Source organism: Pseudomonas sp. IT-P12 (genome assembly GCF_949767465.1).
Lineage (GTDB): Bacteria > Pseudomonadota > Gammaproteobacteria > Pseudomonadales > Pseudomonadaceae > Aquipseudomonas.
On the sequence record NZ_CATKPY010000022.1, the window covers coordinates 473,568 to 487,278 of the forward strand.

The 13,711-nt window shown below is 61.4% G+C and carries 12 protein-coding genes; 7 read left to right on the forward strand and 5 right to left on the reverse strand.

Annotated features, from left to right (window positions below; all coding sequences use genetic code 11):
* Positions 1-105 precede the first annotated feature (105 nt).
* Positions 106-1,005 (forward strand): hydroxymethylglutaryl-CoA lyase, encoded by a 900-nt coding sequence (locus ACM6IM_RS16930; protein ID WP_414865760.1) that lies wholly within the window; start codon positions 106-108, stop codon positions 1,003-1,005.
* 657 nt (positions 1,006-1,662) lie between these two features.
* Here ACM6IM_RS16930 and ACM6IM_RS16935 read toward each other — a convergent pair.
* Complete coding sequence (locus tag ACM6IM_RS16935; RefSeq protein ID WP_414865761.1) at positions 1,663-3,360, reverse strand: AMP-binding protein; 1,698 nt, start codon at positions 3,358-3,360, stop codon at positions 1,663-1,665.
* A gap of 180 nt (positions 3,361-3,540) precedes the next feature.
* Between ACM6IM_RS16935 and ACM6IM_RS16940 the strand changes: the two genes are divergently transcribed.
* The 4 genes from ACM6IM_RS16940 to ACM6IM_RS16955 all read left to right on the forward strand — a co-directional run bounded on the left by ACM6IM_RS16940 (position 3,541) and on the right by ACM6IM_RS16955 (position 9,208).
* Entirely contained in the window at positions 3,541-4,704 is a 1,164-nt protein-coding gene (locus ACM6IM_RS16940; protein WP_192304409.1) for an isovaleryl-CoA dehydrogenase, read from the forward strand.
* 13 nt (positions 4,705-4,717) lie between these two features.
* The gene (locus ACM6IM_RS16945; RefSeq protein ID WP_192304411.1) at positions 4,718-6,325 is read left to right on the forward strand and encodes a carboxyl transferase domain-containing protein; all 1,608 of its coding nucleotides are present in this window, start codon (positions 4,718-4,720) and stop codon (positions 6,323-6,325) included.
* A gap of 118 nt (positions 6,326-6,443) precedes the next feature.
* A complete protein-coding gene (locus ACM6IM_RS16950) occupies positions 6,444-7,259 on the forward strand; it encodes a gamma-carboxygeranoyl-CoA hydratase (RefSeq protein ID WP_192304413.1) in 816 nt (271 codons plus the stop codon).
* Positions 7,259-9,208 (forward strand): acetyl/propionyl/methylcrotonyl-CoA carboxylase subunit alpha, encoded by a 1,950-nt coding sequence (locus ACM6IM_RS16955; RefSeq protein WP_414865762.1) that lies wholly within the window; start codon positions 7,259-7,261, stop codon positions 9,206-9,208. The genes ACM6IM_RS16950 and ACM6IM_RS16955 overlap by 1 nt, the downstream gene beginning before the upstream one ends.
* A 33-nt stretch (positions 9,209-9,241) precedes the next feature.
* Here the strand turns inward: ACM6IM_RS16955 and ACM6IM_RS16960 are convergent, their stop codons facing one another.
* Positions 9,242-9,889: a LexA family protein gene (locus tag ACM6IM_RS16960; protein ID WP_414865763.1), complete on the reverse strand. Its 648-nt coding sequence runs from the start codon at positions 9,887-9,889 to the stop codon at positions 9,242-9,244.
* A 129-nt stretch (positions 9,890-10,018) separates the two neighbouring features.
* Between ACM6IM_RS16960 and ACM6IM_RS16965 the strand changes: the two genes are divergently transcribed.
* Positions 10,019-10,360: a DUF6124 family protein gene (locus ACM6IM_RS16965; RefSeq protein WP_414865764.1), complete on the forward strand. Its 342-nt coding sequence runs from the start codon at positions 10,019-10,021 to the stop codon at positions 10,358-10,360.
* Between the two features lie 214 nt (positions 10,361-10,574).
* Here ACM6IM_RS16965 and ACM6IM_RS16970 read toward each other — a convergent pair whose 3' ends face one another.
* Complete coding sequence (locus tag ACM6IM_RS16970) at positions 10,575-10,784, reverse strand: hypothetical protein (RefSeq protein WP_414865765.1); 210 nt, start codon at positions 10,782-10,784, stop codon at positions 10,575-10,577.
* Positions 10,785-10,844: 60 nt separating this feature from the next.
* Between ACM6IM_RS16970 and ACM6IM_RS16975 the strand changes: the two genes are divergently transcribed.
* The gene (locus tag ACM6IM_RS16975; RefSeq protein WP_414865766.1) at positions 10,845-11,996 is read left to right on the forward strand and encodes a M14-type cytosolic carboxypeptidase; all 1,152 of its coding nucleotides are present in this window, start codon (positions 10,845-10,847) and stop codon (positions 11,994-11,996) included.
* Positions 11,997-12,059: 63 nt separating this feature from the next.
* On the opposite strand, the gene ACM6IM_RS16980 is transcribed toward ACM6IM_RS16975, so the two are convergent.
* Complete coding sequence (locus tag ACM6IM_RS16980) at positions 12,060-12,605, reverse strand: cytochrome b (protein ID WP_414865767.1); 546 nt, start codon at positions 12,603-12,605, stop codon at positions 12,060-12,062.
* Positions 12,602-13,687, reverse strand: a complete 1,086-nt coding sequence (locus ACM6IM_RS16985; protein ID WP_414865768.1) for a catalase family peroxidase — start codon at positions 13,685-13,687, stop codon at positions 12,602-12,604. The genes ACM6IM_RS16980 and ACM6IM_RS16985 overlap by 4 nt, the downstream gene beginning before the upstream one ends.
* Positions 13,688-13,711 lie beyond the last annotated feature (24 nt).

Sequence of the window (13,711 nt, forward strand, 5' to 3'; positions counted from 1 at the left end):
CGAAACGTCCGGACGGCGCGGGCCTTCAGACAGCCCGTGCCATCGTTCACGATCATCGCGAGCAAGCGGGCTCCCACAGGCGGCCTCAACTACAGGTCCAATCCCATGTCCCTACCCTCCCATGTGCGCCTGGTCGAAGTCGGCCCCCGCGACGGTCTGCAAAACGAAGCCCAACCGATCAGCGTCGCCGACAAGGTGCAACTGGTCGATGCACTGACGGCCGCCGGCCTGGGCTATATAGAAGTCGGCAGTTTCGTTTCGCCCAAATGGGTACCGCAGATGGCGGGCTCGGCCGACGTCTTCGCGCAGATCCAGCGCAAGCCTGGCGTGACCTACGGCGCGCTCGCCCCCAACCTGCGCGGTTTTGAAGACGCCCTCGCCAGCGGGGTCAAGGAAGTCGCGGTATTTGCCGCCGCGTCCGAAGCGTTTTCCCAGCGCAACATCAATTGCTCGATCAGCGAAAGCCTGGAGCGTTTCGTGCCGATCATGGACGCCGCCAGGCAGCACGGCGTTACCGTTCGCGGTTACGTGTCCTGTGTGCTGGGCTGCCCTTATGAAGGCCATGTCGCCCCGGAGCAAGTGGCCCACGTCGCCCGCGAACTCTACGCCATGGGCTGCTATGAGGTTTCCCTGGGCGACACCATCGGCACCGGCACCGCAGGGGCTACGCGCAGGATGTTCGACGTGGTCTCGGCCAATGTACCGCGCGACAAACTGGCCGGGCATTTCCACGACACCTACGGCCAGGCCATGGCCAACATCTACGCCAGCCTGCTGGAAGGCATCTCGGTGTTCGACAGCTCGATTGCCGGCCTCGGCGGCTGCCCGTATGCCAAGGGCGCCAGCGGTAACGTTGCGACCGAGGACGTGGTCTACCTGCTCAACGGCCTTGGTATCGAAACCGGTATCGATCTGGACGCCCTGATCCGCGCGGGCCAGCAAATCAGCACAGTCCTGGGGCGTGCGAGCGGTTCGCGCGTGGCCAAGGCCCGAAGCGCGCAGTGAGTGCGCGAAGGTGTTACCGCCCTGTGGGGAAAAGCGAGTAACACGGAAACAAATTGTCAGGGTTTGCCTGAGAGAAAAATCCCACAAAATATTAAGTTATTGATTTTAAAGGATTTTGAAAAGTTGGCATGGCTTCTGCTATCTCTATGGCATAACAAGAATAAAAAGCAGCAAACCAATAAAAATAAGACGAAACGACTCTGACATAACAAGAACAACACGGCAGAGACGCAGCTAACAGATTTTTTTGGAGAAAGTGTGCTTTTCAGGGTGCTTCTCGGAGTCACCCGCAACCGGGCAGAGAACAATAAAACTACCTTCAGGTAGCTCCCGAACTGGTTGGATCGCTCAGCGAAAAAGCAGATCAGCGCTCAAAAAAATACGTTTGCTCTTGATCCCGGATGGGGATCGCCAAAACAGCGGTAAAGGGTCACGGTTACCAAAAACAAGAACAGACCGCCCCTCAATAATAAAAAAAGAGCACGCGCAACGAAAATTAAAGGGGAGCCTCGGCTCCCCTTTGTGCTGTCTGCGATCCAGCTTTTTCTCGATCAGTCAGTGGGAGCGAGCCTGCTCGCGAAAGCGATAGACCGGTCAACTTTCATTGCCAACCGATACACCGTCTTCGCGGGCAGGCTCGCTCCCACCGGAGGATTGTCAGGCCTGGTTGATGCGCAGCTCCTCGATACTGATCTCGCGCATCCGGAACTTCTGGATCTTGCCGGTCACGGTCATCGGGAACTCCTCGACGAACTTGAAGTAGCGCGGCGTCTTGAAGTGCGCAATGCGCTCCTTGCACCAGACCTGCAGTTCCTGCTCGGTGGCGCTGTGCCCGGGGTGGAACTTGATCCAGGCGACGATCTCCTCGCCGTAGCGCGAGCACGGGATGCCGATCACTTGCACGTCGGCCACCGCCGGGTGGGTGAAGAAAAACTCCTCCAGCTCCCGTGGGTAAATGTTTTCACCGCCACGGATGATCATGTCCTTGTTGCGTCCGGCAATGCACACATACCCTTCGTCGTTCATGCTCGCCAGGTCACCGGTGTGCATCCAGCCCGCCTGGTCGATCGCCTGTGCGGTGCCTTCGGGATTGTTCCAGTAGCCAAGCATCACGCTGTAGCCCCGCGTGCAGAGCTCGCCAATGGTGCCACGGGGCACCAGGTTGCCCGCTTCGTCGATGATCTTGCTCTCCAGTTGCGGCTGAGTGCGGCCGACCGTGGTCACCCGCAGCTCCAGATCGTCGGATGGACCGGTCTGCATCGACACCGGACTGGTTTCGGTCATGCCATAGGCGATCTGCACTTCGCTCATGTGCATTTCACCGATGACCCGGCGCATGACTTCGATCGGGCAGGTGGCGCCGGCCATGATCCCGGTGCGCAAGGTCGAGAGGTCGAACTCGGCGCGCCGGGGCTGATCGAGCATCGCGATGAACATGGTCGGCACGCCGTACAGCGCCGTGGCTTTCTCTTCGGCAACGGTCGTCAGGGTCAATAACGGGTCGAAGGCATCGTTGGGGTAAATCATGGTGCTGCCATGGGTGATGCAGCCGAGGTTACCCATGACCATGCCGAAACAGTGATACAGCGGCACCGGGATCACCAGCCGATCTTGAGCGGTCAGGCCGAGGCTCTCACCGACCATATAGCCGTTGTTGAGAATGTTGTAATGACTGAGGGTCGCGCCCTTGGGAAAGCCGGTGGTGCCGGAGGTGTACTGGATGTTCACAGGCTGATCGAAATGCAGGCTGTCCTGACGCTCGCGCAGGTGTTCGGCGGAGACACCGGCGGCCAGGTCAGTCAGCTGCGACCAGGGCAGGAAACCCGATGGCGCCTGCGAATCGAGGCTGATCACGCCGCGCAGATCCGGCAGGCGTTCGCTCTGCAACTGGCCGATGGATTGCTCCGCCAGCTCCGGCGCCAGGCCCTGGAGCATGCCGTGATAGTTGGACGTCTTGAAGGCGCCTGCGCAGACCAGCCATTGGCAGCCTGACTGCTTCAACACGTATTCGAGTTCCGAGCTGCGATAAGCCGGGTTGATGTTGACAAGAATCACGCCGATCTTCGCACTGGCGAACTGAATGATGCACCACTGTGAACAGTTGGGCGCCCAGATACCCAGGCGGTCACCGGGCTGCAGGCCTAACGCCAGGAGTGCCCGGGCATGCAGGTCCACGGTATCGGACAGTTGCCGCCAGGAATATCGCAGCTGCTGATGGCGCACCACCAGCGCCTCCCCGTCCGGGTACCGCGCCACGGTGTTGTCGAACGCCTGCCCGATGGTCATCGCCAGCAAGGCTTTGTCCTGGGAACCACGGGTGTAACTGCGCTGCGGACCTGCACTGGGTTGATCCATGACGACCCCTATTGTCTTTATTGGTGGGTTGTTATCTATCTTGAACTGGCCCTACTGTCGCTCAAGTTGACGTTAACGTAAAGGGTGATTGACAGCCATTCGTCACAGGCTTACGTTAACGTAAAGGTGAGAGCCCTATCACTGCCCTCCCCATCCTACAAAAAAGCCCAAAGGTGACCCATGCGCTATCCATCCCTGAACTTTGCCCTCGGCGAAACCATCGACATGCTGCGCGACCAGGTTCAAGCCTTTGTCGGGGATGAGATCGCCCCACGCGCTGCTCAGATCGACATCGATAACCTGTTCCCCGCCGATCTGTGGCGCAAATTCGGCGACATGGGCCTGCTGGGCATCACCGTTGCGGAAGAGTACGGCGGTGCTGGCCTGGGTTACCTGGCGCACGTGGTGGCCATGGAAGAAATCAGCCGCGGCTCTGCCTCGGTCGCCCTGTCCTACGGCGCCCACTCCAACCTCTGCGTCAACCAGATCAACCGCAACGGCAATCACGAACAGAAGAGCAAATACCTGCCGAAGCTGATCAGCGGCGAGCACATCGGCGCCCTGGCCATGAGCGAACCCAACGCCGGTTCCGACGTGGTGTCGATGAAATTGCGCGCCGATAAGCGCGGCGATCACTATGTCCTGAACGGCAGCAAGACCTGGATCACCAACGGCCCCGACGCCAACACCTACGTGATCTACGCCAAGACCGACCTGGAAAAGGGCCCTCACGGCATCACCGCCTTCATCGTCGAGCGCGACTGGAAAGGCTTCAGCCGCAGCAACAAATTCGACAAGCTCGGCATGCGCGGTTCGAACACTTGCGAACTGTTTTTCGATGACGTCGAAGTCCCGGAAGAAAACATCCTCGGCGTGCTCAATGGCGGCGTGAAAGTGCTGATGAGCGGCCTCGACTATGAGCGTGTGGTGCTCTCCGGCGGCCCGACCGGGATCATGCAGGCTTGCATGGACCTGATCGTGCCGTACATCCACGACCGCAAGCAGTTCGGCCAGAGCATCGGCGAATTCCAGCTGATCCAGGGCAAGGTCGCCGACATGTACACCCAGCTCAACGCCAGCCGTGCCTATCTGTACGCCGTCGCGCAAGCCTGCGAGCGCGGCGAAACCACGCGCAAGGACGCTGCGGGGGTGATCCTCTACAGCGCCGAACGCGCCACGCAAATGGCCCTCGACGCGATCCAGATTCTCGGTGGTAACGGCTACATCAACGAATTCCCGGCCGGACGTCTGTTGCGTGACGCCAAGCTGTATGAAATCGGTGCGGGCACCAGCGAGATCCGCCGCATGCTGATCGGTCGCGAACTGTTCAACGAAACCCGCTGAGACGGAGCTGCCCATGGCTATCCTGCACACCCAGCTCAACCCTCGCTCGGCGGAGTTCGCCACCAACAGCGCGGCCATGCTCAAACAGGTCGACGCCCTGCATACCCTGCTCGCACAGGTGCAGCAAGGTGGCGGCCCGAAGGCGCAAGAACGCCACACCTCCCGGGGCAAACTGCTGCCCCGCGAGCGCATCAATCGGCTCCTGGACCCGGGCTCTCCATTTCTCGAGATCAGCCAGCTGGCAGCCTACGAAGTGTATGGCGAAGACGTACCGGCCGCCGGCGTGATTGCCGGGATCGGCCGCGTGGAAGGCGTCGAATGCATGATCGTCGCCAACGATGCCACCGTGAAAGGCGGCTCGTATTACCCGCTGACCGTGAAAAAGCACCTGCGCGCCCAGACCATTGCCCAACAGAATCGTCTGCCGTGCATCTACCTGGTGGATTCTGGCGGCGCCAACCTGCCGCGTCAGGATGAAGTGTTTCCGGACCGTGAGCATTTCGGGCGAATCTTCTTCAACCAGGCCAACATGAGCGCCCTGGGCATTCCGCAAATCGCGGTGGTGATGGGCTCGTGCACCGCCGGCGGCGCCTATGTTCCCGCGATGGCCGACGAAGCGATCATGGTCCGCGAGCAGGCGACCATTTTCCTCGCCGGCCCGCCGCTGGTGAAAGCCGCGACCGGTGAAGTGGTCAGCGCCGAGGACCTGGGTGGCGCCGATGTGCATTGCAAGATTTCCGGGGTCGCCGACCATTACGCCGAGAGCGACGAACACGCATTGGCCATCGCCCGACGCAGCATCGCCAATCTCAACTGGCGCAAGCTCGGTGAAGTGCAGCAACGCACGCCGATCGCCCCGCTCTACAGCAGCGACGAACTGTACGGCGTGGTATCGGCCGACGCCAAGCAACCGTTCGACGTGCGCGAAGTGATCGCGCGGCTGGTGGACGGCTCGGTATTCGACGAGTTCAAGGCCCTGTTCGGGACCACCCTGGTCTGTGGCTTTGCCCACCTGCACGGTTATCCGATCGCGATCCTCGCCAACAACGGCATCCTCTTCGCCGAGGCCGCGCAGAAAGGTGCGCACTTCATCGAACTGGCCTGTCAGCGCGGCATCCCGCTGCTGTTCCTGCAAAACATCACCGGTTTCATGGTCGGCCAGAAGTACGAGGCCGGCGGCATCGCCAAACACGGCGCCAAACTGGTGACAGCCGTGGCGTGCGCCAAGGTGCCGAAATTCACCGTGATCATCGGTGGCAGTTTCGGTGCGGGCAACTACGGCATGTGCGGGCGGGCTTACGACCCGCGTTTCCTGTGGATGTGGCCGAATGCCCGTATCGGCGTGATGGGTGCCGAACAGGCCGCCGGCGTGCTGGTGCAGGTCAAGCGCGAGCAGGCCGAACGCAGTGGCCAGGGCTTCAGCGCCGAGCAGGAAGCCGAGATCAAACAACCGATCCTCGACCAGTACGAAGAGCAGGGTCACCCCTACTACTCCAGCGCTCGCTTGTGGGACGACGGTGTCATAGACCCGGCGCAGACCCGCGATGTGCTGGCCCTGGCCCTGTCCGCATCACTGAACGCGCCAATCGAACCGAGCCGCTTCGGCGTGTTCCGGATGTGATCCTTTTTGTGGAAGCGGGCTTGCTCGCGAAGAACGGTAACGCGGTGTATCGGAAAAACCGCAGTGAAGCCTTCGCGAGCGAGCCCGCTCCCACGAAGACCGTGGAGAACGGAAGAATATGAGCGACTTCAACACCCTCGAGCTGCAGACCGATCCGCGTGGTTTTGCCACGCTGTGGCTCAGCCGCGAAGACAAGAACAATGCGTTCAACGCCGAGATGATCCGTGAACTGATCCTGGCGCTGGACAAGGTGTCGGCCGATCCCAACCTGCGCTTTCTGCTGGTGCGCGGGCGCGGCAGGCATTTCAGCGCCGGTGCGGACCTGGCCTGGATGCAGCAGTCTGCCGAACTCGATTACCACACCAATCTCGACGACGCCCGGGAACTGGCGGAGTTGATGTACAACCTGGCCAAACTGAAAATCCCGACCCTGGCCGTGGTGCAAGGCGCGGCGTTCGGCGGTGCGCTGGGCCTGATCAGTTGCTGCGACATGGCCATCGGCGCCGACGACGCGCAGTTCTGCCTGTCGGAAGTGCGCATCGGCCTGGCACCGGCGGTGATCAGCCCGTTCGTGGTGCAAGCCATCGGCGAGCGCGCTGCACGGCGTTACGCCTTGACCGCCGAGCGCTTCGGCGGGCAGCGGGCGCGGGAAATCGGCCTGTTGTCCGAGAGCTATCCCATCGTGGAGCTGGAACAGAATGTCGAACAGTGGATCGACAACCTGCTGCTCAACAGCCCGGCCGCCATGCGCGCCAGCAAGGACTTGCTGCGTGAAGTCGGCAACGGTGCACTGACCCCGGCGCTGCGCCGCTATACCGAAAATGCCATCGCCCGCATCCGCGTCAGCCCAGAAGGCCAGGAAGGCTTGCGCGCCTTTCTGCAAAAACGCCCGCCGAACTGGCAGGCCGAAACCACTCCCAAGGAGCCGCGTTGATGAGCGCACCTGTCATTACCTCTCTGCTGGTGGCCAACCGTGGCGAAATCGCCTGCCGGGTGATGCGCACCGCCAAGGCCCTGGGCCTGACGACCGTAGCCGTGCACAGCGCCACCGACCGTGACGCCCGGCACAGCCGCGAAGCGGATATCCGGGTCGATCTGGGCGGCAGCAAGGCCGCCGACAGCTACCTGCAAATCGATAAACTGATCGCCGCCGCCAAGGCCAGCGGCGCCCAGGCCATCCACCCCGGCTATGGCTTTCTGTCCGAGAACGCCGGCTTCGCCCGTGCGATCGAGGCCGCCGGCCTGACCTTCCTCGGCCCGCCCGCCTCGGCCATCGATGCGATGGGCAGCAAGTCGGCGGCCAAAGCCCTGATGGAAACCGCCGGCGTGCCACTGGTGCCCGGGTATCACGGTGAAGCCCAGGACCTCGACACCTTCCGCGAGGCGTGCGAACGCATCGGCTACCCGGTGCTGCTCAAGGCCACGGCGGGCGGCGGTGGCAAAGGCATGAAAGTGGTCGAGGACGTCAGCCAACTGGCCGAAGCCCTGGCCTCGGCCCAGCGTGAGGCGCAATCCTCGTTTGGCGATTCGCGGATGCTGGTCGAGAAATACCTGCTCAAACCGCGCCACGTGGAAATCCAGATCTTCGCCGACCAGCACGGCCACTGCCTGTACCTGAATGAACGCGACTGTTCGATTCAGCGCCGGCACCAGAAAGTCGTCGAAGAGGCCCCCGCCCCGGGTCTCAACCCGCAGCTGCGGCGAGCCATGGGCGAAGCGGCCGTGCGTTCGGCGCAGGCCATCGGCTATGTCGGTGCCGGCACCGTGGAGTTTCTGCTGGATGCGCGCGGCGAGTTTTTCTTCATGGAGATGAACACGCGCCTGCAAGTCGAACACCCAGTCACCGAAGCCATCACCGGCCTCGACCTGGTGGCCTGGCAGATCCGGGTCGCCCGTGGCGAAGCGCTGCCGATCACCCAGGATCAGGTGCCGTTGAACGGACACGCCATCGAGGTGCGCCTGTACGCTGAAGATCCGGGCAATGATTTCCTGCCGGCCACCGGGCGCTTGGCGCTGTATCGCGAATCCGCCGAGGGTCCTGGGCGACGTGTCGACAGTGGCGTCGAAGAAGGTGACGAGGTTTCGCCCTTCTACGACCCCATGCTCGGCAAGCTGATTGCCTGGGGCGAAGATCGTGAACAAGCGCGGTTGCGCCTGCTGAGCATGCTCGATGAGTTCGCGATTGGCGGGCTCAAGACCAACATCAGCTTCCTGCGCCGCATCATCGGCCATCCCGCGTTTGCGGCGGCCGAGCTGGATACCGGGTTTATCCCGCGTTACCAGGAACAACTGTTGCCTGCCCCATCGAGTCTCAGCGACGCATTCTGGCGAACGGCGGCGCAGGCGTTTGCACAAAGTCAGCCTGGCACCACCCGCGCAGATGACCTGAACTCCCCGTGGAGCATCGGTAACGGTTTGCGCTCCGGCCTGCCGGCCGAGATCACCCTGCACCTGAGTTGCGAAGGCCAGGACCGGGCCCTGACATTGGCCGATTGCGGCTCGATGCAACTCCAGGGCGAACAACTGGCGATCGAACATAACGGCGTACGCCGCCAGCACCGGGCGATCCGCCAGGACGATGTGGTGTATTTGCAGTGGGAAGGCGAGCTGCGCCGCATCGAGGCCTACGACCCGATCAGCGCGGTCGAAGCCAGTCACAGCCATCAAGGCGGCCTGACGGCACCGATGAACGGCAGCATCGTGCGGGTGCTGGTGGAGGCCGGGCAAACGGTCGAAGCCGGCGCACAACTGGTGGTGCTGGAAGCGATGAAGATGGAGCACAGCATTCGTGCGCCACACGCCGGGGTCATCAAGGCGCTGTATTGCCAGGAAGGCGAGATGGTCGGCGAAGGCAGCGCACTGGTGGAGCTCGAACAAGCCTGAGATGAAGCACGGTCCTGCGCCCTGCGCGGACCGTCAGAATTTGGCCGTGGCCTGAACCACCACGCCGATGATTTGGCACGCGTCGGTGTACAGGGCCTTGGGATACGTCGGATTGAGCGGGACCAGGTAACGCTGCCCGCCCTCTTCGATCAACTTGCGAAAGGTCGCCTCGGCGCTGTCCGACCATTGCGCGATCACCAGTTTACCGGGTTCCGGGACAATGGCCGGGTCCACCAGGATCATCATGCCCTCGGCGACACTGACGCCGGAGGGTGCGGTCATCGCATCACCTACCACCGGCAACCAGAACGCCGCGCCCTGCGCGTGATAGTCGGTGAGCTCGAATCGCCCCTTGTCATAAGCCGTCGGCGCGCTTTCGCGCACCTCGCAGGTTTTGCGCCAGTCGCTGACCGGGTAACGGAAATACGGGTTGTATTTTCGCACCAGGTCGTGGCTTTCCAGCGTCGACGCGTCGGGCTCGCGAATGACCAGCGCCACTTCGAGAAAATCCATGCCGAGTGCCTTCAACACGCGGTTCATGTCATCAATCCCGGGCTGGCGACGTTTGTTCAGCCAATGACCGATGCCGCCCTGGGACATCCCGAGGCGCTCGGCGAGTATTTCTTGAGTGACGTTGAGTTCACTCATCTTGGCCTTGACCAACTCAATCCATTTATCCATGTGCGGCAAGATACGTCGGGGCCTGAATCCGTCAAAACACAAGTTGTAGTATTTAAATTCTAGTGACAAATACAGATTGTACTAATATCGGATGACGGATTTGAGTCAACCACGGAGCTCGCCATCACCATGAACATCCCCAATAAAGAACTGCCCGATCTGCCCATCGACACTTCCCTCACTTCTCCCCAAGGCTCGGCCGCCGCACAGCGGGCGCTGGACTACTACTTGAAACCAACTGTGTCCGAAGAAGTGCTTGAAGAACGTTTCTTTGATGTGAACCGCAATGTCAGCAGCGAGGAAGCCCTGGTACGGGCGTCGGACCTGCTGCGCTGCGCCGCCGCCACCGCGAACGAGTCGGCAAGCCATCTGCTGGGGTCTCACCGGGATCTGGCGTTTTCCACGGTGCACATGATCGACATGGCCAAGGCGTTGCTGGACCGATCACTGGACGGGATTGAGCAGGGATAAGGCAGGAGGGCGTTCTGGAAGGCGCGGAAAAGAAATTTTCAATCGCGCAGATAAAATCGTTTGACTTGCAAACGAGAATGATTATTATTGCACTCAGCTGGTCGCGAGATCAGTCGATTGTCCAAGTGACCTTAGGTCGGTCTCCTGGACTATCTCCTCATCAGGCTAATCACGGTTTTTGACCCGGCTTTTTGCCGGGTCTTTTTTTTGCCAGTTATTCTGGCTTGACCTTCAGGCTAATGAAGTCTTTGGGTGCTGCAAATTCGATGGCGCGGATAATATCAAAAGAATATCTGTTGGCAAGAGAAGCCCGGCAGCATTGGGCAAAACTAACGGCAAATAGCACTTGAGAATCAATCTCATAATCTCTAAGCTGCTTGCGCGTCAAGGAAGACGCCCCCCGCTCCTCCCCTGCAATTTCCACCGGTGTTTCCCTCCCCAGCGTGTAAAGTATCAGCCATAAAAATCATATTCAGGAACCGATATGACCGTGGCCAAATCCTCTTTCACTATCACCTCGAACTTCGACAGCGGCAACATTGAAGTACTGGACATCAGCTATCCGCTCCAGGCGCTGCTGGCCATCAAGCCTGACACCCGTAGCCCGCACTTCCAATGGTTTCACTTCAAGGCCAGCGGCCTGCACGTCGGCCAGGAGCACTGGTTTCGCTTGAGCAACGCCAGCAAATCTTCCTACAACAAGGCCTGGACCGGTTATCAGGCGGTGGCCTCCTACGATCACGTCAACTGGTTCCGGGTACCGACCATTTTCGAAGGCGACGCCCTGCGCTTCAGCCTCGAGGCCACGGCCACGCATGCCTGGTTTGCCTACTTCGAACCCTACAGCCGTGGCCGCCATGACTGGCTGATCGAGCAGGCGCTGACCAAGGCCGGCACCGAACTGCTGGCCACCGGCAAGAGTGTCGAAGGGCGCGACATTCAGCTTCTGCGCAAAGGCACGGGTGCCGAAGGTCGGCGCAAGGTGTGGATCATTGCCCAGCAACACCCCGGCGAACACATGGCCGAGTGGTTCATGGAAGGTGTGATCGAACGCCTGGAACAGCATGATGATCCAGTGTTGAACACACTGCTGGCCAGCGCCGACCTTTACCTGGTGCCGAACATGAACCCGGACGGCGCCTTCCACGGTCACCTGCGCACCAACGCCATGGGCCAGGACCTCAACCGTGCCTGGCAGAATGCGAGCCAGGAGATCAGCCCGGAAGTGTTTTTCGTCCAGCAGCAGATGGAAAAGTACGGCGTCGACCTGTTTATCGACGTTCACGGTGACGAGGAAATCCCCCACGTGTTCACCGCCGCTTGCGAAGGCAATCCGGGTTACACACCGCGCATCGAAAAACTCGAGGAGCATTTCCGCAACCACCTCAAGCACACCACCAAGGACTTTCAGACCAAGTACGGCTACGTGCGCGACGAACCGGGCAAAGCCAACATGACCCTGGCCTGTAACGCCGTTGGCCAGAAATACGACTGCCTGTCCCTGACCCTGGAAATGCCCTTCAAGGATCACGACGACCACCCCAACCCCGTGACAGGTTGGTCGGGCAAGCGCTCGAAGCAGTTGGGCAAGGATGTGTTGACCACGGTGGCGGATATGGTCGATAGCCTGCGTTGATCGTTTCCTGATACAGCAGATCGCCGCCTCCGTCCGAAGGCGGCGATCTTTTTTCAAGCACCACTACCCGCGATCTTTCCCCCGCAACATGCTGTCCAGCACGTCATCACGTCGCACCCAGCCATGGAACAACGCTGCCGCCAGGTGCAGCAGCACCGTCAGGAACATCAGATACGCCAGGTACCCGTGGGCCTTGCGCAGGAACGCGAACACCCGGGCATCGGCCGGTACGATCGAGGGTAGCTGTAACGCGCTGCCAAGCATCACCGGCTCGCCCGATGCCGAAATCATTGCCCAGCCCAGCAACGGCAACACCAGCATCAAGGCGTACAGCAAGACATGTGAAGCCTTGGCCGCCAACGCCTGCCAAACGGGCAAGTCCGCCGGCAGTGGCGGTTGCCGGGTGGAAAAACGCACCCCCAGACGCACGATCGCCAGCAGCAGGATGGCGACGCCCAGCGGCTTGTGCAGGTGGATCAGCCACTCGTGGCGCTGCGATACCGAGGCAACCATGCCGGCGCCGATGAACAGCATGGCGATGATCATCAGCGCCATCAGCCAGTGCAGCAACCGCGCCAGCGGGGCGAAGTGGTTCGGTTGGGTGCTCATTGTTGAGCCTCCTGTTTAGCGGCAGGTAATTGGCTGACTTCACTGGTGCGGCGCAGGTAGGAATTGGCGTAACCGGCTGATCGAGCGGCCAACAACGGGTCGTCGGAACCTTCGATGCCGGCAGGCAGCACCAGTGGGTCATAGTTGATGTCCCGGCATTCGCCATCGAGTTGCGGTTGGGTACTTTCCAGTACCAGGGTGCCGGCATTCACCACCTTGCGCCCTTCGGGCCAGGGTTTGCTGGCATCGTTGACCGGATCGCCGGGGTCGGCCAGGGTGATCATCAACTGCCAGCGCAAGGGGCCTGCGGTGATGCGCTGAACCAGGTCCTTCTCGAGGAAATCGCTGCCCTCGGGCGCGGTCGCTCCCGGCGCGTCCTTGGCCTGCGGCACCATGTTCCAGCGCACGGCCTGCTTTTGCCCGGTCGCATTGACTAGGTAAAACGCGTTGACGCTGTTGTAGGTTTCCGTCACGTAACTGGCCGAAGGCTTCGCGGTCTTGACCCAGGCCAGAAACGGAGCGGCCTCGGGGTGCGATCCGAAGAACGCGGGCACGGCGCCAGGGTCGGGCTTGCCCGTGGCGGGCAGTGGCGACAGGGCCTGCTGAAATTGATAGAACGCCTCGGGCGTGCCCACCGGGAACACCGGCATGCTGTTCATCCCCGTTCGCCATTGCTGGCCGTTGGCCTGGGTAAAACGCAACGCCAGGCTGCGGATCGGCACCGCGCCGTCCGGCGCATAAGGGCTGCCGGCCGGCAAGGCGAAACGCCCGACCACCGGGGTACGCGCCTCGTTGAAGACCTGCGCGGTGGAATAACTGCGCGCTTCGCCGCTGCTCTCGAAATGCCCGATCACACACACGCCCTTGGCGTGATTGCGGCGAAACCCGGGGTGCACGCCGTTGTTGGTTTCCAGCACGTTGATCAGTTTCTTCGGCGTCAGGCGCTGTGGATCGAAGGTGCCGTTGACGTAGGCAAACGCCCCGGCCACAGCGCCGACGACCACGGCGATAGCCGCCAGGCGCAGCGTCAGGCTGGCGGCACTCAAGGGCGGCCGGGTGGGCGGTGATGAGCGATCTACCATGAAAGACTCCAGGGCCAGCGGCCA

What these genes read in the sequence shown, in the direction of transcription:
- ACM6IM_RS16930 (WP_414865760.1), top strand. Translation starts at nt 106, where the DNA reads ATGTCCCTACCCTCCCATGTGCGCCTGGTCGAAGTCGGCCCCCGCGAC.
- ACM6IM_RS16935 (WP_414865761.1), bottom strand. Translation starts at nt 3,360, where the DNA reads ATGGATCAACCCAGTGCAGGTCCGCAGCGCAGTTACACCCGTGGTTCC.
- ACM6IM_RS16940 (WP_192304409.1), top strand. Translation starts at nt 3,541, where the DNA reads ATGCGCTATCCATCCCTGAACTTTGCCCTCGGCGAAACCATCGACATG.
- ACM6IM_RS16945 (WP_192304411.1), top strand. Translation starts at nt 4,718, where the DNA reads ATGGCTATCCTGCACACCCAGCTCAACCCTCGCTCGGCGGAGTTCGCC.
- ACM6IM_RS16950 (WP_192304413.1), top strand. Translation starts at nt 6,444, where the DNA reads ATGAGCGACTTCAACACCCTCGAGCTGCAGACCGATCCGCGTGGTTTT.
- ACM6IM_RS16955 (WP_414865762.1), top strand. Translation starts at nt 7,259, where the DNA reads ATGAGCGCACCTGTCATTACCTCTCTGCTGGTGGCCAACCGTGGCGAA.
- ACM6IM_RS16960 (WP_414865763.1), bottom strand. Translation starts at nt 9,889, where the DNA reads ATGGATAAATGGATTGAGTTGGTCAAGGCCAAGATGAGTGAACTCAAC.
- ACM6IM_RS16965 (WP_414865764.1), top strand. Translation starts at nt 10,019, where the DNA reads ATGAACATCCCCAATAAAGAACTGCCCGATCTGCCCATCGACACTTCC.
- ACM6IM_RS16975 (WP_414865766.1), top strand. Translation starts at nt 10,845, where the DNA reads ATGACCGTGGCCAAATCCTCTTTCACTATCACCTCGAACTTCGACAGC.
- ACM6IM_RS16980 (WP_414865767.1), bottom strand. Translation starts at nt 12,605, where the DNA reads ATGAGCACCCAACCGAACCACTTCGCCCCGCTGGCGCGGTTGCTGCAC.
- ACM6IM_RS16985 (WP_414865768.1), bottom strand. Translation starts at nt 13,687, where the DNA reads ATGGTAGATCGCTCATCACCGCCCACCCGGCCGCCCTTGAGTGCCGCC.